23 protein-coding genes are annotated in these 21,006 nt (G+C 68.3%); 4 read left to right on the forward strand and 19 right to left on the reverse strand.

What is annotated here, in order from left to right:
- Positions 1–268 precede the first annotated feature (268 nt).
- The gene (locus tag AC5RWT_RS20660) at positions 269–490 is read right to left on the reverse strand and encodes a DUF3046 domain-containing protein (RefSeq protein WP_494081803.1); all 222 of its coding nucleotides are present in this window, start codon (positions 488–490) and stop codon (positions 269–271) included.
- Between the two features lie 130 nt (positions 491–620).
- Between AC5RWT_RS20660 and AC5RWT_RS20665 the strand changes: the two genes are divergently transcribed.
- On the forward strand, positions 621–1,103 hold the full coding sequence (locus AC5RWT_RS20665) for a MarR family winged helix-turn-helix transcriptional regulator (RefSeq protein WP_494081804.1): 483 nt from the start codon (positions 621–623) through the stop codon (positions 1,101–1,103).
- A gap of 88 nt (positions 1,104–1,191) precedes the next feature.
- Here AC5RWT_RS20665 and AC5RWT_RS20670 read toward each other — a convergent pair whose 3' ends face one another.
- The 7 genes from AC5RWT_RS20670 to AC5RWT_RS20700 all read right to left on the reverse strand — a co-directional run bounded on the left by AC5RWT_RS20670 (position 1,192) and on the right by AC5RWT_RS20700 (position 9,464).
- Entirely contained in the window at positions 1,192–1,629 is a 438-nt protein-coding gene (locus AC5RWT_RS20670) for a helix-turn-helix domain-containing protein (RefSeq protein ID WP_127511713.1), read from the reverse strand.
- 129 nt (positions 1,630–1,758) lie between these two features.
- On the reverse strand, positions 1,759–2,256 hold the full coding sequence (locus tag AC5RWT_RS20675) for a CinA family protein (protein WP_494081805.1): 498 nt from the start codon (positions 2,254–2,256) through the stop codon (positions 1,759–1,761).
- Entirely contained in the window at positions 2,253–2,858 is a 606-nt protein-coding gene (gene pgsA, locus AC5RWT_RS20680; RefSeq protein ID WP_494081806.1) for a CDP-diacylglycerol--glycerol-3-phosphate 3-phosphatidyltransferase, read from the reverse strand. The genes AC5RWT_RS20675 and pgsA overlap by 4 nt, the downstream gene beginning before the upstream one ends.
- A gap of 66 nt (positions 2,859–2,924) precedes the next feature.
- Positions 2,925–5,786: an FtsK/SpoIIIE family DNA translocase gene (locus AC5RWT_RS20685; protein WP_494081807.1), complete on the reverse strand. Its 2,862-nt coding sequence runs from the start codon at positions 5,784–5,786 to the stop codon at positions 2,925–2,927.
- Between the two features lie 74 nt (positions 5,787–5,860).
- Positions 5,861–7,552, reverse strand: coding sequence for a ribonuclease J (locus tag AC5RWT_RS20690; RefSeq protein WP_494044830.1), 1,692 nt, complete (start codon positions 7,550–7,552; stop codon positions 5,861–5,863).
- Positions 7,549–8,472, reverse strand: coding sequence for a 4-hydroxy-tetrahydrodipicolinate synthase (dapA, locus tag AC5RWT_RS20695; protein ID WP_494081808.1), 924 nt, complete (start codon positions 8,470–8,472; stop codon positions 7,549–7,551). The genes AC5RWT_RS20690 and dapA overlap by 4 nt, the downstream gene beginning before the upstream one ends.
- A gap of 188 nt (positions 8,473–8,660) precedes the next feature.
- Complete coding sequence (locus tag AC5RWT_RS20700) at positions 8,661–9,464, reverse strand: alpha/beta fold hydrolase (RefSeq protein WP_494081809.1); 804 nt, start codon at positions 9,462–9,464, stop codon at positions 8,661–8,663.
- A 117-nt stretch (positions 9,465–9,581) separates the two neighbouring features.
- Between AC5RWT_RS20700 and AC5RWT_RS20705 the strand changes: the two genes are divergently transcribed.
- Positions 9,582–10,766, forward strand: a complete 1,185-nt coding sequence (locus tag AC5RWT_RS20705; RefSeq protein ID WP_494081810.1) for a heparan-alpha-glucosaminide N-acetyltransferase domain-containing protein — start codon at positions 9,582–9,584, stop codon at positions 10,764–10,766.
- Positions 10,767–10,775: 9 nt separating this feature from the next.
- Here AC5RWT_RS20705 and AC5RWT_RS20710 read toward each other — a convergent pair whose 3' ends face one another.
- The 10 genes from AC5RWT_RS20710 to AC5RWT_RS20755 form a co-directional block, all read right to left on the reverse strand.
- Positions 10,776–11,279: a tetratricopeptide repeat protein gene (locus tag AC5RWT_RS20710; RefSeq protein ID WP_494081811.1), complete on the reverse strand. Its 504-nt coding sequence runs from the start codon at positions 11,277–11,279 to the stop codon at positions 10,776–10,778.
- The gene (dapB, locus tag AC5RWT_RS20715; protein WP_494081812.1) at positions 11,276–12,031 is read right to left on the reverse strand and encodes a 4-hydroxy-tetrahydrodipicolinate reductase; all 756 of its coding nucleotides are present in this window, start codon (positions 12,029–12,031) and stop codon (positions 11,276–11,278) included. The genes AC5RWT_RS20710 and dapB overlap by 4 nt, the downstream gene beginning before the upstream one ends.
- Positions 12,032–12,047: 16 nt before the next feature.
- Positions 12,048–12,476 carry a molybdenum cofactor biosynthesis protein MoaE gene (locus tag AC5RWT_RS20720; RefSeq protein ID WP_127511721.1) on the reverse strand — a complete coding sequence of 143 codons (429 nt, stop codon included), beginning with the start codon at positions 12,474–12,476 and terminating at the stop codon, positions 12,048–12,050.
- Positions 12,473–13,006: a MogA/MoaB family molybdenum cofactor biosynthesis protein gene (locus AC5RWT_RS20725; protein WP_494081813.1), complete on the reverse strand. Its 534-nt coding sequence runs from the start codon at positions 13,004–13,006 to the stop codon at positions 12,473–12,475. Before AC5RWT_RS20725 ends, AC5RWT_RS20720 begins: the two co-directional genes overlap by 4 nt.
- Positions 13,003–13,479 (reverse strand): cyclic pyranopterin monophosphate synthase MoaC, encoded by a 477-nt coding sequence (moaC, locus tag AC5RWT_RS20730; protein ID WP_494081814.1) that lies wholly within the window; start codon positions 13,477–13,479, stop codon positions 13,003–13,005. Before moaC ends, AC5RWT_RS20725 begins: the two co-directional genes overlap by 4 nt.
- Positions 13,476–14,687, reverse strand: coding sequence for a molybdopterin molybdotransferase MoeA (locus AC5RWT_RS20735; RefSeq protein WP_494081815.1), 1,212 nt, complete (start codon positions 14,685–14,687; stop codon positions 13,476–13,478). The genes moaC and AC5RWT_RS20735 overlap by 4 nt, the downstream gene beginning before the upstream one ends.
- A gap of 125 nt (positions 14,688–14,812) precedes the next feature.
- Complete coding sequence (locus AC5RWT_RS20740; RefSeq protein ID WP_494081816.1) at positions 14,813–15,865, reverse strand: sulfate/molybdate ABC transporter ATP-binding protein; 1,053 nt, start codon at positions 15,863–15,865, stop codon at positions 14,813–14,815.
- Complete coding sequence (locus tag AC5RWT_RS20745) at positions 15,862–16,716, reverse strand: ABC transporter permease (protein WP_494081817.1); 855 nt, start codon at positions 16,714–16,716, stop codon at positions 15,862–15,864. The genes AC5RWT_RS20740 and AC5RWT_RS20745 overlap by 4 nt, the downstream gene beginning before the upstream one ends.
- Before the next feature lie 85 nt (positions 16,717–16,801).
- On the reverse strand, positions 16,802–17,626 hold the full coding sequence (gene modA, locus AC5RWT_RS20750) for a molybdate ABC transporter substrate-binding protein (RefSeq protein ID WP_494044819.1): 825 nt from the start codon (positions 17,624–17,626) through the stop codon (positions 16,802–16,804).
- Between the two features lies 1 nt (position 17,627).
- Complete coding sequence (locus AC5RWT_RS20755; protein ID WP_494044818.1) at positions 17,628–18,032, reverse strand: TOBE domain-containing protein; 405 nt, start codon at positions 18,030–18,032, stop codon at positions 17,628–17,630.
- A gap of 112 nt (positions 18,033–18,144) precedes the next feature.
- Here AC5RWT_RS20755 and moaA point away from each other — a divergent pair, with 112 nt between their 5' ends.
- Together moaA and AC5RWT_RS20765 are read left to right on the forward strand one after the other, a co-directional pair.
- On the forward strand, positions 18,145–19,245 hold the full coding sequence (gene moaA / locus AC5RWT_RS20760) for a GTP 3',8-cyclase MoaA (protein WP_494081818.1): 1,101 nt from the start codon (positions 18,145–18,147) through the stop codon (positions 19,243–19,245).
- Positions 19,246–19,599, forward strand: coding sequence for a MoaD/ThiS family protein (locus AC5RWT_RS20765; protein ID WP_494081819.1), 354 nt, complete (start codon positions 19,246–19,248; stop codon positions 19,597–19,599).
- Between the two features lie 32 nt (positions 19,600–19,631).
- Here AC5RWT_RS20765 and AC5RWT_RS20770 read toward each other — a convergent pair whose 3' ends face one another.
- Positions 19,632–21,005, reverse strand: coding sequence for a M16 family metallopeptidase (locus AC5RWT_RS20770; protein ID WP_494044815.1), 1,374 nt, complete (start codon positions 21,003–21,005; stop codon positions 19,632–19,634).
- Position 21,006 lies beyond the last annotated feature (1 nt).

Raw genomic sequence — 21,006 nt, forward strand, 5'->3', positions numbered from 1 at the left:
CCCTTGCCGAACTGCTTGTCGATCTGCGCCAGCGCAGCTTCCAGTGCCTTCTCGCGGTCAGCTGGTGCGGCCATTGTTCACCTCAGTCTCTTGCGGCCCTCGGGCCTGGTCTGTCTTGACTCTTCCGACCGTAACGTCCGGCTCGGACAAAATCGGGATCGGCAGCGGAGCGTGTGGATGATCCGGCCTCTCAGCGGTCTGTGTAGAAGCTTAGCGGCATCCGAACACACTTTCGAACATATCGGGGTTTCCTGCCGGGCGTGTCCGCTCAGCCGCGCGGCTCGCGGTCCTTGCCCCAGCGCCGTTCCTGCGGAACGTCCTGGATATCGCAGACGGCCTGCCATACCGTTTTGGGCGGAATTCCAGCAGCCAATGCTTCGGCGGCGGTCCGGCCGCCGAGCTGTCCCAGCACCAAATCCGCGGCGAGGACATGCGAATAGGCCGAACCGAATTCATCGTCCATCAACCGCCAGAAGTCACTGATTCGCACGCGTACATCTTCTCACGTGTCCGCCTGACGCGGCCGGTCGGCATCGAGATTCCTTCGACGCCGCAATCGGCCTGCGACGTGTCCGCGCGGGATTCTCTGCGACGGCCCCTGCCCTCATTAGAATAAGGCCATGACAGACCATGCCACAGGCAGCGAAGATGCAGGGTTCGATACGGCCATCGAAGCACTTGAACGGCAGCTGAGCTTACTCTGGCGCCGGGCCAGGGCGAACTCCCACCGGGTGGCGCGGACCGTGCACCCCGACATGGAACCGGCCGCTTACGGACTTCTGCTGATCCTCCAGCGGGAGCATTCGTTGCGGCTCACGGAGCTGGCCGCGGCCATTGGAGTGGGCAAACCGTCTGTCAGCCGCCAAATCGCCATGCTCGAGCAGTTGGGGTTGGTGGGCAAGCAGGCGGATCCTTTGGACGGCCGGGCCCAGTCCATCACCCTGACCCCCGCAGGGTTGGAAAAACTGGCCGAGGCACAGGCCGCCCGCAAGATCGCCTTTCACGAGCGTCTTGGCGACTGGTCTGTTGAAGACTTGTCCACGCTGGGACAGCTGCTGGACCGGCTGAACGCCTCCTACGCCAATGAACCGCCGGCCCACTAAACGGGCGGCGGTCCGCCCGGGGCCCGCGGACACAAAAAAATGGGCCGGTTCCGCCACAGCGGCGGAACCGGCCCATGAGGGTCTTTGGTCAGTATCGGGCGGAAGCCAAACCGCGGAGTTCCTCGGGCAGTTCGTCCGGAATGTCGCCGACAAACTCACGCGAGAGTTCCTGCGGGACGGTATCGGGAATGACCACTCCCTCCGCTTCTGCGACCCGGTCGCTCACTTCCCGCAGCATGTGCGACAAGGGGACGTCCAGTGCCGAGCAAATCGAAGACAACAGTTCAGACGACGCTTCCTTCTGGCCGCGTTCGACTTCGCTCAGGTAGCCAAGGGAAACGCGGGCGCTGTGCGACACTTCACGCAGGGTTCGTCCCTGCCGCTGCCGGACATCACGGAGGACATCGCCAATTTCGTGTCGCAACACTACCATTTTGCGCTCCTTCTGCTCCCTGCGGGGTTCTTCGGCCAATCCCACATCACGCCAACGGACCACACCGTTTACGGACACGGGCTGCTTTACCATCTGTATCGCCTTGCTCCCTCATAAGGTGGGCGGCATCTGCCGCTGTTTTCAAGCCTAGGCCAACAACCTAACAGCTGCTGACACCTTTGATAACTACTGAATCAATATTTTTGTTCCCCGGGCTTAAATCTAAGATCCGGACAAAACAGCCGCCTCATCGTCGACCGCCCGGCCCAGTTCCATGATGGCGGCTTCGCAGGCCTGCTGCCGGATCCGGGCGCGGTCGCCGTCGAAGTGGAATTCAACGGCCCAGGTTCCCTGCGGGGCTGCGACGCCGATCCACACCGTCCCCACCTCCCGGCCACCGTGCGGTTCCGGTCCGGCAAACCCGGTGGTGGACACCGTAATGTCCGCCTGCAGGACTCGCCTGGCCCCCTCGGCCATCCGACAGGCCACGGCCTCGGTGACCGCGCCCTCCCGTTCCAACAGATCAGCGTCGACGCCGAGCACGGCCGCCTTGACCGCGCTCTGGTAGGCCACGACGCCGCCTTGCAGCGTGCCCGACGCCCCCGGGATGGTGGCCAGTTCGGCCGCCACCATTCCGGCCGTCAACGATTCGGCCGTGGCCACCGTCAGTTTCCGGGCGATGGCTGCGGCCACGACGGCCGCGGCCTGTGTGGTGTTCATCGCTGGCCCTCGCTCCCCGCGAGGGAAGCGCGACGCAACTTCACGGCCTTCACGACGTAGTCGACGCCGGTCACCACGGTGACGACGACGGCGAGCAGCATGACGACGAAGGCCACCCAGACGGCCCAGGGTCCCAGCCAAGACTCGAGCGGCAGGAGGTAGAGGAAGATGGCCAGCGTCTGGAGTACGGTCTTCAGTTTGCCGCCGCGCGAGGCCGGCATGACCCCGTAACGAATCACGACGAAACGCAGCAAGGTGATACCCAGCTCCCGGACCAGGATGACGATGGTGATCCACCACGGCAGATCGCCCAGCACCGACAGCAGGATCAACGCCGAACCGATCAGGAGCTTGTCGGCGATCGGATCGGCAATCTTGCCGAAGTTGGTGATCAGACCCCGACTGCGGGCCAGATCGCCGTCCAGCTTGTCCGTGTAGATGGCGACGGCGAAAACCAACACCGCCAGCCAGCGGAACACGCCCCCTGCGCCGCCGTCAGCCAGCAGGAACCAGATGAAAAACGGAACCAGCAGGATCCGCACCGTCGTGAGGACGTTGGCGATGTTGAGCAGGGGCACGGGCCGGGACACTGAATCAGTCACGCGTTCAAGGCTACCCGCCTGCCGGATGGCTTCAGCCGCCGGGCGTAGTAAGCAGCCCCGCGGACGTCACCTCCCGGTCAGGTTCCAGGCGTCCTCGGACCCGGCGCCGTCCTCGTCGCCGTCGTAATAGTCCACCGCCTGCGGCCGGGAGTCGAGGTCTTCGGCGACCAAGTCACGCGGGGCGTCGAAACCGTGGTTCGCGTTGGCGTTCTCTGCCAGCGCCTCCGTCAGTGAATCGGCTTCGCTTGCCTCGCCCGGGGCGGCCGCCGGCGGCTCGTCGCCCCGGATGGCGGCGAGCGTCGCGGCCAGGTCGTCCGGCTTGACCAGCACGTCGCGTGCCTTCGAGCCCTCGGACGGGCCGACCACGCCCCTGGACTCGAGCAGGTCCATCAGGCGGCCGGCCTTGGCGAAGCCCACGCGCAGCTTCCGCTGCAGCATCGACGTCGAGCCGAACTGCGTGGTGACCACGAGTTCGGTCGCCTGCAGCAGCACGTCCAGGTCGTCTCCGATGTCGTCGTCGATCTGCTTCTTTGGCGCCTCGACGGCGACGTCCTCCCGGTAGACTGCCTGCAGCTGTCCCTTGACGTGTTCCACCACCCGGTGGATTTCCGATTCGGAGACCCAAGCCCCCTGGACGCGGATGGGCTTGTTGGCGCCCATCGGCAGGAACAGGGCGTCGCCCTGGCCGATCAGCTTCTCGGCGCCGGGCTGGTCGAGCACAACGCGGGAGTCGGTCACCGACGAGGTGGCGAACGCCATCCGCGACGGGACGTTGGCCTTGATCAAGCCGGTCACCACGTCCACCGAGGGCCGCTGGGTGGCCAACACCAGGTGGATCCCGGCGGCGCGGGCAAGCTGGGTGATGCGGACGATGGAGTCCTCAACGTCCCGCGGGGCGACCATCATCAGGTCCGCGAGCTCGTCCACGATCACCAGCAGGTACGGGTAGGGCTTGATCACGCGCTTGGACCCGGCCGGCGGCACAACCTTCCCGTTGCGCGCGGCCTTGTTGAAATCATCGATGTGCTTGAAACCGAAGTTGGCGAGGTCGTCGTAGCGGGTGTCCATCTCCCGGACCACCCACTGCAACGCCTCGGCTGCCTTCTTCGGATTGGTGATGATCGGCGTGATCAGATGCGGCACGCCCTCGTACGCGGTCAGTTCCACGCGCTTGGGGTCCACCATGACCATCCGCACCTCGTCCGGTGTCGAGCGCATCAGGATCGAGGTGATCATCGAATTCACGAACGAAGACTTGCCCGCGCCGGTGGCGCCCGCGACGAGCAGGTGCGGCATCTTGGCCAGGTTGGCCAGCACGAAGCCGCCCTCCACGTCCTTGCCCACGCCCATGACCATCGGATGCTCGGTCTTGCGGGCATTGTTCGACCTGAGCACGTCGCCCAGGGAAACCGTCTCGCGGTCCGTGTTCGGGATTTCGATGCCGATGGCCGACTTTCCGGGAATCGGCGACAGGATGCGCACGTCAGAGCTGGCCACGGCGTAGGAGATGTTCTTCGACAGCGCCGTGACCCGTTCGACCTTGGTGCCCGGTGCCAGCTCGATCTCGTAGCGGGTCACCGTCGGGCCGCGGGAGAACCCGGTCACCTTCGCGTCCACCTTGAACTGGTCCAGCGTCTCGGTCAGCGCCGCGACGACAGCGTCGTTCGCCTCCGAGCGTTCCTTCGAGGGCGGACCCGGCGGCAGGAAATCCGAGGGCGGCAGGGTGTAGGCGACGTCCCCGGCCAACTGCAACTGTTCGGTGCGCTGCGGGATCGGGGTGGTCGGCGGCTGCGGCTGCACCGGGTTGGCCGGGACGGTGGGGGCTGCGGCCGCCGGCGCGGAGGCAGGCAGCACCGGCAACGCCTCGGTGGCGCCCTCGGGTACCAGCCCCTGGTTGCGCTTGATTTTTTCGACGGCGAGCTCGGCCTGGGTGGGCCTGCGCACCCCCGGCGGCACGGCCGGCGCCGACTGCTCCGTTCCGGCTTCTTCCTCAGGTTCCTCGGCCTCGATCACCGGTGTTTCGAACGCCTCGTCGAAGTAGAAACCCTCGTCGTCGGCGCCCTCGGCCTCTTCGGTCTTGCGCTTGCCGAACAGCTTGCGCCGCGGCTTGCGTTCCTTGGCCGGGGCTTCATCGGCGTAGAGGTAGCTTTGGTCATGCCCGTCGGCGGCCGGCCGGTGCTCGGCTTCTGCCGACGGGTCCTGGCCCATCAGGTGCTCGTAGAGCATCCGCAGTCGCATGGGAATGTGACGGAACGGGGTGGCGGTCATGATCAGGATGCTGGTGAAGGCCAGCAGTCCGTAGACGGCGACCGGCAGCCACACGGTGACGGCCGCCAGCGGGGCCGCGAGCAGGAAGCCGGCCATCCCGCCGGCTGCCCACAAAGCGTCGAAGCCGTCCGCCAGGGCGGGCTGGCCGCCGATCACATGGGCGAGTCCGGAGCCCGAGGCCAGGAAGAGGATCAGGCCAATGGAGATGCGGCTGTTGGCCGGGGAGTCCTCCGGGTGGCGCATGAGGCGCACTGCCATGATCAGCAGCAGCACCGGCAGCACCAGCGCCATCCAGCCGAAGGTTCCACCGGCCACGGCGTGCACCACGTCCCCGAACCAGCCGTCCAGGGCCCACCACTCCACGGTGGCGACGCAGGCGGCAAAGAGCAGCAGGAAAAAACCGGTGCCGTCGCGGCGCAGTTCGTGGGCGGGCCGCACATCGGGCCCGAGCTTCCGTACGCCCGCTGCCACCGGACGGGCCAGGCTCATCCACAGCCCGTGGATCATCCGCGGCAGCAGCGGCAGCTGCTCCTCCGGGGGCTGCACATCGAGCACTTTGGTCTTGCTGGAACGCCCCGATGAGGAGCGCGCAGTAGTGCCTGTACCCTTACCGCGCGACTGCTGGGTGCCTTTTCGGGCAGGGGAAGTACGAGTCGCCATAGTCGCAAGGTTACCGGCTGAACCTGCTCATCCGCGGGATTTGGCCCGCGCGGATCAACTGCGCCGGACCGGTCTCAAGCCTCCAGGACCACCGGGACGATCATCGGCCGGCGGCGGTGCCGCTTGTTCACCCAGGTGCCAATCACCCGGCGTACCACCTGCTGCAGCTGGTATGTGGTGTGGTCCGTGGTGTTGACCACTGCCTCTTCAAGCGCGCTGATGATCTTCGGTTTGATGTCGTCGAAGACCGAATCGTCCTCGGCGAACCCGCGGGCATGAATTTCTGGTCCGGAGACAATCTGGCCCGTGCTGCGGTTGACCACGGTGATGACGGAGATGAACCCTTCCTCGCCCAGGATCCGGCGGTCCTTGAGGTCGGCGTCGGTGATCTCGCCAATGCTCGATCCGTCCACGTACACGTATCCGCACTCGATCTGGCCGACAATCCGCGCGGTGCCGTCCTTCAGGTCGACGACCGATCCGTCGTCCGCCAGCAGAACGTTGTCCGCCGGCACACCGGTCTGTTCGGCCAGCCGCCCGTTGGCAATCAGGTGGCGGGTCTCGCCGTGCACCGGCAGGGCATTCTTGGGCCGCAGGATGTTGTAGCAGTACAGCAGCTCGCCGGCAGCAGCGTGTCCGGATACGTGGACCTTGGCGTTGCCCTTGTGGATGACCTCGGCGCCGAGCTTCAACAGGCCGTTGATGACCCGGAAGACGGCGTTTTCGTTGCCGGGAATCAGCGAGGACGCCAGGATCACCGTGTCCCCCTTGCCGACCTGGATGCGGTGGTCGCCGTTGGCCATCCGGGACAGGGCGGCCATCGGCTCGCCCTGCGAGCCGGTGGACATCAGCACGATCCGGTCGTCCGGGAAGTCCTCCACGTTCTTCAGGTCCACCAGGATGCCCTCGGGAACATTCAGGAAGCCCAGTTTGGCGGCGATGTTCATGTTCCGCACCATGGAGCGGCCCACGAAGGCAACGTGCCTGCCGTGGGCGGCAGCGGCGTCGAGCACCTGCTGGACGCGGTGGATGTGGGAGGAAAACGAGGCGACGATGATGCGCTTCTGCACTTGGCCGAAGAGGCGCTCCAGCACCGGGCCGATTTCCTTCTCCGCGGTGGTGAAGCCTGGGACGTCCGCGTTGGTGGAGTCGGCCATGAACAGGTCCACGCCCTCCTCGCCGAGGCGGGCGAAAGCGCGCAGGTCGGTGATCCGCCCGTCCAGCGGCAGTTGGTCCATCTTGAAGTCGCCGGTGTGCAGCACGGTGCCGGCGGCGGTCCGGAGGAAGACCGCCAGTGCGTCCGGGATGGAGTGGTTAACCGCCACGAATTCGCATTCGAAGGGGCCGAACTGCTCGATTTGGCCTTCGGCGACGGTGAGGGTGTAGGGCGTGATCCGGTGTTCGGCCAGCTTGGCCTCCACGAGGGCCAGGGTCAGCTGGGAACCGATCAGCGGAATGTCCTGCCGCATGCGCAACAGGTACGGGACGGCACCGATGTGGTCCTCGTGCCCGTGGGTGAGGACGACGCCGACGACGTCGTCGAGCCGGTCCTCGATGTAGGAGAAGTCCGGCAGGATCAAATCCACCCCGGGTTGGTGCTCTTCCGGGAACAGCACGCCGCAGTCGACCACCAGCAGTTTCGAGTCAATCTCGAAGACCGCCATGTTGCGGCCGATCTCTCCGAGTCCGCCGAGCGGAACAATCCGGAGCGTGCCCGGTTCGAGGCTGGGCGGGGTGCGAAGTTGGGTCAGCGTGGACTGGCTCATCGGGCGTTCAGGGCCTCCAGGGTCCAGCCGGCCTCGGTCAGGTCCGCGCGGATGGGCGCGAGCTCTGCCTCCGACGGTTCCACCAGCGGCAGCCGGACCACCGAGTTGGGCAGCACGCCCTGCCACTTCAGGACCTGCTTGGCGGCGACTGCGCCCTGCACGTGGGTCATCACGGCCCGGATGACCGGGTCCAATTCGAAGTGGAGCCGGCGTGCGGTGGCGAAGTCCCCCGCCAGCGCGGCATCGACCAGCTCGCGGAACTGCCGGGTGGCCACGTGGGCGGTGACGCTCACCACGCCGACGGCGCCGGCCGCCATCAGCGGCAGGGTCAGTCCGTCGTCGCCCGAGTAGACGTCCAGGTCCGTGTTGGCCAGGACGCGGGTGGTCTCGCCGTAGTCCGCCTTGGCGTCCTTGAGCGCCACGACGAGCGGGTGCTCTGCCAGCCGGATCAGGGTGTCCGTCGCGATCGAGATGCCGGCGCGGCCGGGGATGTCGTAGACCATGACCGGCAGGCCGATGGCGGAGGCGATGGTTTCGATGTGGGCCTGGACGCCCGCCTGGCTCGGCTTGTTGTAGTACGGGGCGGTAATGAGGAGCCCGTCCACTCCGACGGCGGCGGCACGCCGGGACAGGTTGATGGAGTGGCGCGTGTCGTTGGTGGTCGACCCGGCAATGACCTTGGCGCGTCCACCGACCGCCTCGACGACCGTGCGGAACATCGCTTCGTTCTCGTCATCGGTCAGCGTTGATGTCTCGCCGGTGGTGCCGGTGACGACGAGCCCGTCGCAGCCGTCCTGGACCAGTTTGTCGGCCAACTCGGCGGTCTTCAGGTAGTCCACCTCACCCTCCTCGGTGAAGGGGGTGACCATTGCGGTGACCAGGGTGCCGAAGGGATACTCACGAACGTCAGACTCAGCCATAGGGAAAACGTTACCGTGTCCGGAGCCGGTATCAGGCAACGGTGTACAAGGGTCGACACGGAGTTTCCGCCACGTGGCGCGCCGGCGGCGGCCTGCGGGGGCCCGGGCAACGCGGCTGCCTCAGCGGTTTGAGCGGGCATGCTCCGGGAAACCCGTCAGCGGTTTGCGGGCATGCTCCGCGAAACCCGTCAGCGGTTTGCGTGGGCCCTTTCCAGGAAACCCGTCAACAGTGCGGTCACGTCTTCCTGGGCGGACAGGCAGCTGGCGTGGTCCAAACCGGGCAGTTCGGCGAAGTGTCCGTCCGGCAGCAGGGCGGCGGCCTGGCGCGATTCCTCCGCCCGGGGATGGTCCTTGCTGCCGGCGATCAGCAGGACCGGCAAGTGGATCTGCTGGACGACGCGCGGATCGAGCCCCGGCAACTCTTCGCCGGCGCGGAAGTAGGCCGCCAGCGCGGCCGGGTCGTTCGCCAGGAAGGCCTGCCGGGTGGCCGGGTCTACCGCCGCGCTGCGGCGATCGTTCCAGCGGCGGATGAACTCCTCCATGCCGCCGGTCTCAAGCGCTTCCAGGTAGTCGGGAAAGAAGAGCTTGCCGACCTGGCCGGCCATGCTCCGGTGGGTCCCGCCGAGCATGGTGAGTGAACGCAGCCGATGCTGCCGGGAGGCGGCCATCGCCAGCCCGACCCGTGCGCCAAAGGAGTAGCCGAAGTAATGCACGCTCTGCAGCCCGCAGGCGTCCAGCACCGCTTCGACGTCGCCCATGAAGCGCTCCATCGTGTAGGCGTCATCGTTGTGCGGCTTGTCACTGCGGCCGTGCCCGCGCATGTCCAGCGAGACCACCCGGTAGCGCGGTTTGAGGGCGCGCTGGTAGCCCAGTCCCCGCCAGGCAGCCTTGGACAACGCCGTTCCGTGGACCAACAGCAGCGGTTCGCCGGTGCCGGTGTCCTCGAAAGCCAGCCGCACGCCGTCGTACTCATTGACAGCGAATCCCATCATGGCCGCTCCCCGGCCGCCGCAGAGCAGTGTTCGAAGGTGTCCATTCCCTCACGGTATCGTGTGCCGGCCGCTGATCTTTCCCGCCGGTCTTCTGGCCGGCTGTGAGAATATCGGTGCATGCCCTCTGCTTCCACCGGCCGCCGGATTGCCGGTATCGACGCCGCCCGCGGCATCGCCCTGCTGGGCATGATGGCTACCCACATCTTTGCGCCGTGGACGGCCGGCACGAATCCGGAGCCGAATTTCGTTGGCCTGGTCTTGTCCGGTCGGTCCTCGGCGCTGTTCGCGGTCCTGGCCGGAGTGGGGCTGGCGCTGCTGACCGGCGGCAGCCGCGGCCACCAGGGCGACAGCCTGGCTGCGGACCGCGGCGGCATCGCCGTCCGCGCCCTGCTGATTGCGACGGTCGGCATGATGCTGGGCACCCTGGAAGTGAACGTTGCGGTGATCCTGGTCAACTATGCCGTGCTGTTCCTGTGTGCGCTGCCGTTCCTCCAGTTGCGCCGCCGCCTGCTGGCGCTGTGGGCCGCCGGGTGGATCATCCTCTCCCCCGTGCTGGCGCACTTGCTGCGCCCCGTGGCAGAAGCTGCCGTATACCCGGCCGAGCTGGGCCACAACCCCATGCTCTATGACCTGCTGACGCCCGCCACGCTGCTCAGCGACATCTTCCTGACCGGCTATTACCCCGTGCTGCAGTGGCTAGGCTATCTGCTCGCCGGGTTGCTGATCGGCCGGCTGGAACTGCAGCGCACCGGCGTGCAGCTGGGACTGCTGGCCCTGGGCGCGCTGCTGGCGGTGGCGGGCAAAGCCAGCTCCTGGTTGGTGATGGACCGGATGGGCGGTTACGCCGAAGTGGCAGCCACCGAGTCGGCACAACGGGCAGACTTCGATCTGGTGTACCAGGTGAACATGAGCTGGGTGGAGCAGCGCGGCTCGTGGTGGTGGCTGGGCGGCGCCTCACCGCACTCCGGCACGAGCTTCGACCTGCTGCATACCGTGGGCACCTCCGCCGTGGTGCTGGCGGTCTGCCTCCTGTTGACCTCGCGGCTGCCGTGGCTGCTGCTGCCGCTGTCCGGCGCCGGCGCCATGACCCTGACGCTCTACTCCGCCCATGTCTGGGTCCTCAGCGTGCTGCCCCCCGATGCCCCGGATCTTCCGGCGTACCTGTGGCAGGCGGTGGCAGCGATGGTCATCGGAATGGTCTTCCACGCCCTGGGCTGGCGAGGACCGTTCGAGCTGGTGACCTCCACCGCGTCCAGGCTCACCCGCGATGCGCTCCGGCCGGCCGGCAGCCGGTCCCGCTGAGCATTCCGCTCAGGAGCGGCTGAGTCCGATCGCGTGGCGCATCGACTCGCGGGCGCGCTTGCGGTCGCCGGCCGCGTCGTAGGCGCAGGAAAGGCGGAACCAGCTGCGCCAGTCCTCCGGCGCGGCTTCGGCCTCCGCCTTGTACTTGAGGAACTCCTGGTCCGCCGCTTCCCGGACAATCCGGCCGCCGGGCGTGCGCGGCAGGTTGTCCACCGGCAGGCCGCCTTCGGCCTCCAGCGTCCGGGCCAGCCTGGACATCCGCGAGCCGAACAGCAGTTCCCGGCTCAGCGCCCACGCGCCGATGACGGGCAGGATCACCAGGGCCACGCCCAGGCCCTTGGCCACGAGGTCCGGTTCGCGCAGCATCAGCCAGGCCCGCTGCAGGGTGGCTATCAAATAGCCCACCAGCAGGACGAGGATCACACCGACCCAGATTTTTGCTCCGTGCCGGGTGTACCAGCCGACGCCGTTGCCGCCCTCGGGCACGCCCGCCGTGTCTTCAGTGTTGCTCATGAAAGTTCCAGGTACCCGTCCAGTCCGTAGGTCAGTCCGGGCCGCCCTGTGACGGTCCGGACGCCCAGCAGCACGCCGGGCATGAATGAGGCGCGGTCGAACGAATCGTGCCGGATGGTGAGCTGTTCGCCCGGCCCACCGAGCAGCACCTCCTGGTGCGCCACCAGGCCGCGCAGCCGCACGCTGTGCACGCGCACGCCGTCCACATCCGCCCCGCGGGCACCGTCCAGCGACTTGGTGGTGGCGTCCGGCCCCGCGGGAACGTCGGCGGCTTCGCGGGCGGCGGCCACCAGCTGCGCGGTGCGGATGGCGGTGCCGGAGGGTGCATCAACCTTGTCCGGGTGGTGCAGTTCGATGATTTCCACCGATTCGAAGTACTTGGCCGCCGTAGCGGCGAACGAGGATGCCAGCACCGAACCGAGCGCGAAGTTGGGTGCGATCAGCACGCCCGTTCCGGGGTGCTGCTCCAGCAGCTCAACCAGCGAGGCCCGCTTGGCTTCGTCCCAGCCGGTGGTGCCGACCACAGCATGCATGCCGTGTTCGACGGCGAACCGGACGTTGGCCTCGGTGTTCTCCGGGGTGGTCAGATCCACCACCACCTGGGCCCCGGCGGAGACCAGTTCTTCGAGGGAGTCGCCGCGCTTCAGCGCGGCCACCAGTTCGAGGTCAGGGGCGGACTCGACGGCCGCGACGGCCTCGCTCCCCATCCGTCCGCCGGCGCCCAGCACGGCCACCGCAAGTTGCTCAGTCATGCCCTCCAGCGTATCGCTACTGGCCGATCCCGACCCATTCGGTGCTGCCGTCGGCGAAGTGCTGTTCCTTCCACACGGGCACCTCTTCCTTGATCCGGTCCACCAGTTCCGAGCAGGCGGCAAAGGCCGCGGCGCGGTGTGCCGAGGCGACGGCGGCCACCAGGGCGGGATCGCCGATCGCCAGCGGGCCGGTGCGGTGTGCCACCCAGATCCGGACGCCGTCGTGCTCCGCGGCGATCCGGCCGGCGACCTCCGCGATGACGCGTTGGGCGCTGGGGTGGGCCGAGTAGGACAGCGCAGCCACGGCCTGCCCGCCGTCGTGGTTCCGGACCACGCCGCTGAAGCTGACCACGGCACCGCATTCGGCCGAATCCACCGCGGCCGTCGCCTCGGCAACGTCGATCGCGTCACCGGTCACCGCCGCATACAACACCGTGCTGGTCATGGTTGTCCTTCCGTCCGCCGGGTGCTTCCAGTATCCCCCGGTCCCGCGTGGCCGGCGTCGGTGTTCCCCTCCAGTTGGGCGCAGATGTGGCCAATCAGCGGATCCAGGGCGGCCAAGCCGTCGCGCACTCCCCCGGGCGATCCGGGCAGATTGACCACAAAGGTGGATCCGGCGGTGCCGGCCACGCCCCTGCTCAGCGCAGCCAGCGGCGTCTTGCTGCGTCCGTACGCGCGGATGGCTTCCATCACGCCCGGCAGTTCGCGCTCCAGTACGACGGCGGTGATCTCCGGGGTGCGGTCGTCGGCAGCCAGTCCCGTTCCTCCGCTGGTGACGATGACGCGGGGTGCCGCGGCCAGCATCTTCCGCAGCGCGCGGCGGACGGGCTCGCCGTCGGCGACGATCTGCGGCACCCCGGCGGCCAGGCCGTGGCCGGCCAGCCATTCGGAAATCAGCGGCGCGCATTCGTCCTCGTAGGCTCCGGCCGCGGCGCGGGTGGAGGCGATGATGATGCCGGCGGTCCTGGCGCTCACAGCGCCCAGTCCCCGCTCTTGCCGCCGGATTTGGCCAGCACCTTGATCTCGGAGATCACCGCGTGCTTGTCCACCGCCTTGACCATGTCGTACAGGCTGAGCGCCGCCACCGAGGCGGCCGTCAGCGCCTCCATTTCGACGCCGGTGACGGAACGGGTTTTGACCGTCGCTTCAATCCGCACGGAGTCCGCCGCCGGGAAGAAGTCCACGGTGACCTTGCTGATCGGCAGCGGGTGGCACAGCGGGATCAGCTGCGGTGTCTGCTTGGCCGCCATGATGCCGGCCACCCGGCTGACGGCCAGCGCATCGCCCTTCGGCAGCGACCCGGCGGCCAGCAGTTCCACCACGTCGGAGCGGGTGGAGAGCACGGCCTGCGCGGTGGCCTGCCGGGTGGTTTCGTCCTTGCCGCTGACATCGACCATGTGGGCCGTGCCGTCCTCGCGGACATGGGTCAGTCGTTCTGCATCGCTCATAGCAGCCATATTTCCACGTCCTGGCCGGCTTCCGCGTGCCCGACCCCAGCGGGCAGGTGGACCAGCGCGTTGGATTGCGCCATCGCGTGCACCAGATGGGACTCCGCTCCGCCCACCAGCCGCACCCGGCCGCCGTCGTAATGGCCGCGCCGCACCTGATGCTTGGCCGGGGGCGAGTCGGCGGCTTCGGCCAGCGGGACCCGCAATATTCTGCGCGGCGCCGGGGTACCCAGCGCTCTAGTCAGCGCCGGGCGCAGGAACATCTCGAAGGAGACCAAACAGCTGACCGGGTTGCCGGGGAAGCCTAGGAACACAGCTCCGCCGATCCGGCCGGCGCCCTGCGGGCCGCCCGGTTGGATGGCCACCGGGGCAAAAGCCACGCCCTCGGGTTCGAGCGCCAGCCGGACCACTTCGAAGGCTCCCTTGGAGATGCCGCCGGAGGTCAGCACCAGATCCGCCCGCTGGCGGCGCAGCTCGGCGTCCAGCAGGCGGCGGAACTCCGGCGCCGCATCGGCCAGGATCCGGCTCTCTACCACCTCGCAGCCGGCTTCCCGGAGCGATGCGGCCAACATGGTGTTGTTGGCGTCGTAGATCTGCCCGGCGCCCAACCGTCCACCGGCCGCCACCACCTCGTCCCCGGTGCTCAGCAGCAGCACCCGCAGCTGCGGCCGCACGTCGGCCGAGGCCAGGCCCAAGGCCGCCAGCAGTCCCAGCTGCGGCGCTTTCAGCACCGTTCCGGCGGTCAGCGCGAGGCTGCCCGCGGCGATGTCGCTGCCGACGGAGCGGATGAACCGGCCGGCCGGCGTTTGCGGGAGCCTGACCGTGTGTCCGTCGCGCTCGGTCAGGAAGGTGTCCGGCACCGCTTCCTCGATCGGGACGACGGCGTCCGCGCCCTCGGGCAGCATGGCCCCGGTCATGATCGGGGCGGCCGAGCCCGGCGGCAGCGCCGGCGCGGCATAGCCGGCCGGAATCGTCGCCGCCACGGCGAGGTCCGCCCCGCCGGAAGTCTCCGCGCTGCGGACCGCGTAGCCGTCCATCTGCGAGTTCGCGAACGGCGGTAGGCTCATCGGCGCCGCGACGTCGGCGGCCAAAACGCGCCCATAGGCCGCTTCAAGCGCCACGGACTCGCTCCCGGCGAGGCAGTCCCGTGCCGCGTAACGGATCAGTTCCTCGACGTCGGCGCGGTGCTCGGCAACGCTCTTGGCCACGGGCCCTCCTTGATACGCAGATCAGGCCGGCGGTGGCCAGGGTGCCGCCAGATCCGGCCTGCCGCAGGTGCAGGTTCTGCTGCCATCCTAGGGGACGCGGCGGACGGGACGGCGCTGCCGGCGGCTTACCTGGGATAGATCGACACTTCGGCCGCCTTGACCACAAAATGCACGCGGTCGCCCGGCGCCAGCGACAGTTCGGTCACTGCTGCCGGCGTCACCTCGGCTGCCAGCCAGCCGGCCCGGACCGTGACCAGACCGCCGTGCGGCACGAGTTCGGTCACTGTGGCCGCCACGGCGTTGCGCGGGCTGCCGGCCGGAAGATCGGTGAACAGCGCCACGGAGGCAGGGCGGAACGCGGCAGCGGCCAGGTCGCCGGGACGCAGTCCGGCCTCGGCCTCGCCGCTCCAGTGCACCCCGTCCGCGTCTGTCAGCCCCGTTTCGGTGGCGGTCCCGGTGACCAGGTTGAGGCCTGTCATGCCCGCGGCGAAGGAGCTGCGCGGCCGGGCAAACACCTCGCGCACCGGCCCCTGCTCGACGATCCGCCCGCCGTCCATCACCACCACGCGGTCGGCCAGCAACAGGGCATCCAGCGGCTCGTGAGTGACGATCACGGCGCTGCGTCCTTCCAACACTCTGCGCAGCAGCCTGCGCAACGCTGGAGCCGCGGTGATATCCAGTGCGGACATCGGCTCATCCAACAGCAGCAGCGCAGGTTCGGCGGCCAAGGCGCGGGCCACTGCCACGCGCTGCCCTTGGCCGCCGGAGAGCTCAGCGGGGCGGCGGTCCGCCAGCTCGGTGGCGTCAAGTTCGGCCAGCCAATGGCGGGCGGTCGCCCCGGCCTCGGCACGGGATGCGCCGCGACTGCGCGGGCCGTAGGCAACATTCGCCGTGACGCTCAGGTGCGGAAACAGCAGCGGCTCCTGCGCCAGCAGACCGACGCCGCGCGCGTGGGCGGGCAGCCAGCGGTCGGGCTGGCCCTGCCCGGCGCTGAAGAGCACGTTGCCGTCCAGCTGCGCCCGGCCCCAGGCTGGGCGCAGCAGGCCGGATATCAAGCCGAGCAGCGTCGACTTGCCGGCGCCGTTCGGGCCGAGCACGGCAACCGTTTCCCCGTCGGCAACGCTGAAGTCCGCCTCGAAGCCGCGGGACGGTAGCCCCGCGGTCAGTTCCAGGCTCACCGGACGCCCAGGGCCGGAGCCCATCCGGACCGGCGGTGCACCAGCATGACCACCACGACGGCGACCACCACCAGTACCAGCGACAGCGCCACCGCGGCATCGGCATCGGTTTCGCGCTGCAGGTAGATCTCCAGCGGCAGCGTGCGGGTGACCCCCTGCAGGCTGCCGGCAAAGGTCAAGGTGGCACCGAATTCGCCGAGACACCGGGCGAAGGACAGGACCGCTCCGGAGAGCAGCCCCGGCAGCACCAGGGGCAGCGTGACGGTGCGAAGGACGCGGGAAGGCCGAGCGCCCAGCGTTGCCGCGGCGGCCTCATACCGGGTTCCCGCGGTGCGCAGCGCTCCCTCCAGGCTCAATACCAGGAACGGAAGCGCCACGAAGGTTTGCGCCAGCACCACGGCGGTGGTGGAAAAGGCGATCTCGAGTCCGAACGCCTCGAAGGTACTGCCGAGCAGCCCGCGCCGCCCGAAGGTGTACAGCAGGGCCAGGCCGCCGACCACGGGCGGCAGTACCAGCGGCAAGAGCACCAGCGAACGCAGCACCTGCTGGCCCGGAAAGCTGCTGCGGGCCAACACCAGCGCCATCGGGATGCCCAGCACTATGCACAAGGCGGTGCTGGCGGTGGCTGTCCGCAGGCTGAGGCCGAGTGCGGCCAGCGACGCCTCGGAGGTGACAAGCTGAGGAAACTCCTGCCAATTCACCCGGGCGGCCATCCCCGCCAGCGGCAGCAGGACGAAGATGGCGCCTGCTGCGGCCAGCGGATAGACCCAGTACGGCACCGGAGCGCGCACCACGGTTGTTGTGTCCGGCGCCGTGGTCACCGTGTCCGGCACCGCCGTCGTTGTATCCATGGTCCCTCGTTAGTCCTTTGCTGGTCCGCCGTTCCCTGGCACCTGCGTCATGCGTTCGTGCGGGCGCGGTGTTTTCGCGCGGTGGTTACGGCGTTCCGAAGCCGTAGTCCGCCAGAGTCTTCCGCCCTTCCGGTCCGGTCACGAGCGCCACGAAAGCCTCGGCGGCCTCCGGGTTGGTGCTCTCGGCCAGCCGCGCGATCGGATAGTCATTGGCCGCGGCACCGGCTTCGGCAAAGTCGATGCCCTCGACGTCGCCCTGAGCGTTCTTCACGTCGGTCACGTAGACCAGCCCGGCGTCGGCCTCGCCCGACACCACCTTGCCCAGCACGTCGGTGACGGATGATTCCTCGCTCACCGCGGGGATCTCGATTCCGGCTTCCCGGGAAACCTTTTGCGTGGCCGCTCCGCACGGCACCTGCGGGGCGCAGATCACGGTCTTAATCTGCCGGTCCGCGAGGTCCGCCAGCGATGTGATGCCGTGCGGGTTCCCGCCCGGTACAGCGATCTGGAGCTCATTCGTTGCGAACGTGACCGGGTCTCCGGCTGCCATGCCGGGTGCCGTGACCTTCTCCATGTTCTCCGGGTTGGCCGAGGCGAACACGTCCGCGGGTGCTCCGGAGAGAATCTGGGTGGCCAAATCGGAGGAGCCGGCGAAGTTGAGCCGGACGGCCACGTCCGGGTGGTCGTCCTCGAACTCGGCGGCCAGGTCCGTGAGCACGCCGTTGAGCGAGGCAGCGGCGAAAACATTCAACTCGCCGGAGCTTGCTGATCCGGACGCGGCTGTCTGCGGCCCCTGGTCCGCCGCCGAGCACGCCGAGGTGGCCAGGAGTGCCCCGGCCAGCAGCACGGCCAACAGGCGGCTGCGGCCAGTCCGCTTTACAGCGCTGTCCCGGGGTGCAGCGTGTCCCATGTCAGTCCTTACCCAACGGCGTCTCGACGGTCACCATCGTGGCCTTCACGGCGGCAACGGCAACGGTGCCGGGTTCGATGCCCAGCTCGCGCACGGCCTCGGCACTCATGAGGGACACCACCCGGTGCGGGCCGCACTGCATCTCCACCTGCGCCATGACCGTGTCCTGCAGCACCTCCGTCACGATGCCCACAAAGCGGTTACGGGCCGAACTGCCGATGCCGGTGGGGTCTTGCGGCAGAGCCGATTGCTCCCGGGCCAGGGCGGCCAGCTGCGCGCCGTCCACGGTAGCCCGGCCGGAGGCGTCCTTGTGCTTGGTCAAGGTGCCGGCGTCGAGCCAGCGCCGGACGGTATCGTCGCTGACACCCATGAAACGCGCAGCGTCAGAGATGCGTATTTGCGTCATGAAAGGGAGTCTAGTTCCTCAAATGCGGGATACGGTAGGTTCCCGCGCGGCAAGCTTTCCCGACAGGCCGAGCGGCCCTGCACCAACAGGCTTCCTCGCGTACCCTCGTGGTATGAGCGTTGACTTGGGCATGCCGCAGGTTCCCGGCGCCGCGGCGGCTGCGGTACCTGTGCGCCCCACAGGCGTGGGCCCGTCTTTGATGGACCGCTTCGGCCGGGTGGCCACCGACCTGCGGATATCGCTGACGGACAAGTGCAACCTCCGCTGCACCTACTGCATGCCGGCTGAAGGCCTCGACTGGCTGTCCAAAGAGCAGGTCCTCCGCGATGAGGAGGTGGTCCGGCTGGTGCGGATCGCCGTCGAGCGGCTGGGCGTGCGCGAGCTGCGCCTGACCGGCGGCGAACCGTTGGTCCGCGCCGGACTGGTGGACATCATCGCCGCCATCAGGAACAACCATCCGGATCTGCCGGTATCGCTGACCACCAATGCCCTGGGCCTGGAGAAGAAGGCCGCCGCGCTGAAGGCGGCGGGCCTGACCCGGATCAACGTTTCGCTGGACTCGCTGCACCCGGAGACGTTCGCCCAGCTGACCCGGCGCCCGTTCCTGGACCGGGTGCTTGCCGGCATCGAGGCCGCGGACGCCGCCGGCCTGGGACTGGTGAAGATCAACGCGGTGCTGATGCGCGGCATCAACGATGCCGAGGCTCCCGCACTGCTGGACTGGGCCGTGGACCGCGGCTACGAGCTGCGGTTCATCGAGCAGATGCCGCTTGACGCCGACCACGGCTGGACCAGGCAGAACATGCTCTCGGCGGCCGAGATCCGCGCCCTGCTGGAATCGGATTTCCTGCTGTCGCCGGACCCGCGCGAACGCGACGGGGCCCCGGCGCAACGGTGGGAAGTACGACGGCGGCGCTCCCCCGACGTCGTCGCCGGCACCGTGGGGATCATTGCCTCGGTGACGGAACCGTTCTGCGCCGATTGCCGGCGCACCCGGGTCACCGCCGAGGGCAAGGTGCGTTCCTGCCTGTTCTCGCACGAGGAAACGGACCTGCTGGCCCTGCTCCGCAGCGATGCGGGCGACGAGGCAGTGGCTGAACACTGGCGGGGCGCAATGTGGGCCAAGCCCAAGGCCCACGGTATGGATCATGCGGGGCTGGGCGGCGCGGACTTCGTCCAGCCGGACCGGACCATGAGTGCGATAGGCGGATAGATGATCATCCGGTATTTCGGCGCGGCCCAGGCCGCGGCAGGCCTCGAAGAGGAAACCCTGGAACTGCCCGACGGCACTACCTTGGAAGAGCTCCTGCGCGAGGTGGTGGCACGCCACAGTCCGGCGGAGAGCCAGGACCGGGTGCTGGCGGCTGCCGCCTCCGCGGGCGGAGCAGATGCTCGAGATGCGGCACCCGCGGCGTCGTCGGCGCCTGCACGCTCGTCGGCCCCGTCCATGGAGTCCGTGATCGCCCGCAGCAGCTTCCTGCGCAACGAGGTGGCTTGGAAGGACCGGCAGGCGCCGCTGAAAGCGACGGACGTGATTGACATTCTGCCGCCGTTTGCCGGCGGCTAACCGGCAGCGGCACGGGCCGCTATCCGGCCCGCTTATTTGCCGAAGTCTGCCGGCGAGTCGAACGGACCAACAACGGTGACCACGCGGGGTGCCGCCGCTAATTCGGCGGCGAGCTCGCGGACCTGCTCGACGGTGACGGCCTTGATCCGGGCCAACGACTCGTCGATATCCAGGAACTCCCCGGACACCAGCTCGGCGCGGCCCAGCCGGGACATCCGGGAGCCGCTGTCTTCCAGCGCCATCACAATGCCGCCGGAAAGCTGGCCGACGGCGCGGCGCAGCTCGTCCTCGGTAATGTCGTCGGCCGCCAGCCGGTCCAGTTCGGCACCGAGCAAATCGATGACCTGGCCGGTCTTGGCCGGTGAACACCCGGCATACATGCCGAAGTAGCCGGCGTCGGCGTAGGCCCCGGAGAAGGAATAGGTGGCGTAGGCCAGCCCGCGCTTCTCCCGGATTTCCTGGAACAGCCGGGAGGACATGCCGCCGCCCAGCACCGCGTTCAGCACGCTCATGACGAAGCGGCGTTCATCGGTGGCGTTGATGGACGGGCATCCCATCACGATGTTCGCCTGTTCCACCGGACGGCGGTGCACATAGGTGCCGGCGACTGGGGCCACGGCCGCTGCGGCCGTCTCCCGCCGGGGCACCGGCACCGCGCCGTCCTCAAGGTGCCAGCCGGCAGATTCCAGCGCGGCGAGCACCTGGGTGCACACCGTGTCGTGGTCCAGCCCGCCGGCGGCGGTCACCACCAGCTCGTCCGGCCGGTAGTAGCGCTGGTAATGGGACCAGACCGAGTCGCGGGCCACGGCTTTGATTGCTTCGGGGGTGCCGCCGATGGGCCTGCCCAGCGGATGTCCGCCGAGCACTGCCTCGACGAATTTTTCGTGGCATACATCCGCGGGATCGTCATTGTCCATGGCGATCTCTTCGAGGATGACTCCGCGTTCCTGCTCAAGTTCCTGCGGATCCAGGACCGCCGACGTGATCATGTCGGCGATCACGTCAATGGCCATCGGCAGGTCGGAATCGAGGACCCGGGCGTAGTAGCAGGTACTTTCCTTGGCCGTGGCCGCATTCGATTCACCCCCGACTTCGTCGAAGGCGGAAGCGATCTCCAGCGCGGTCCGGCGTTTGGTGCCCTTAAAGAGCAGGTGCTCCAGGAAGTGTGTCGAGCCGTGCTGGCCCGCGGCTTCATCCCGCGAGCCAACACCGACCCAAAAACCGATCGTCGCCGACCGCTGGCCGGGCATTGCTTCGGTCAGGACCCGCACTCCCCCGGGCAGCACCGAGCGGCGCACGATGGCACCGCCCGGTTCGCCGTGGATCAGCGTGGGGTCCGACCCGCCGAGCTCGGTGGCGTCGGCATGCTGCATGCTGCCGACCAGCGGCAGGGCGACAACGGTCATC

This window comes from Arthrobacter sp. Dra40, assembly GCF_059091905.1.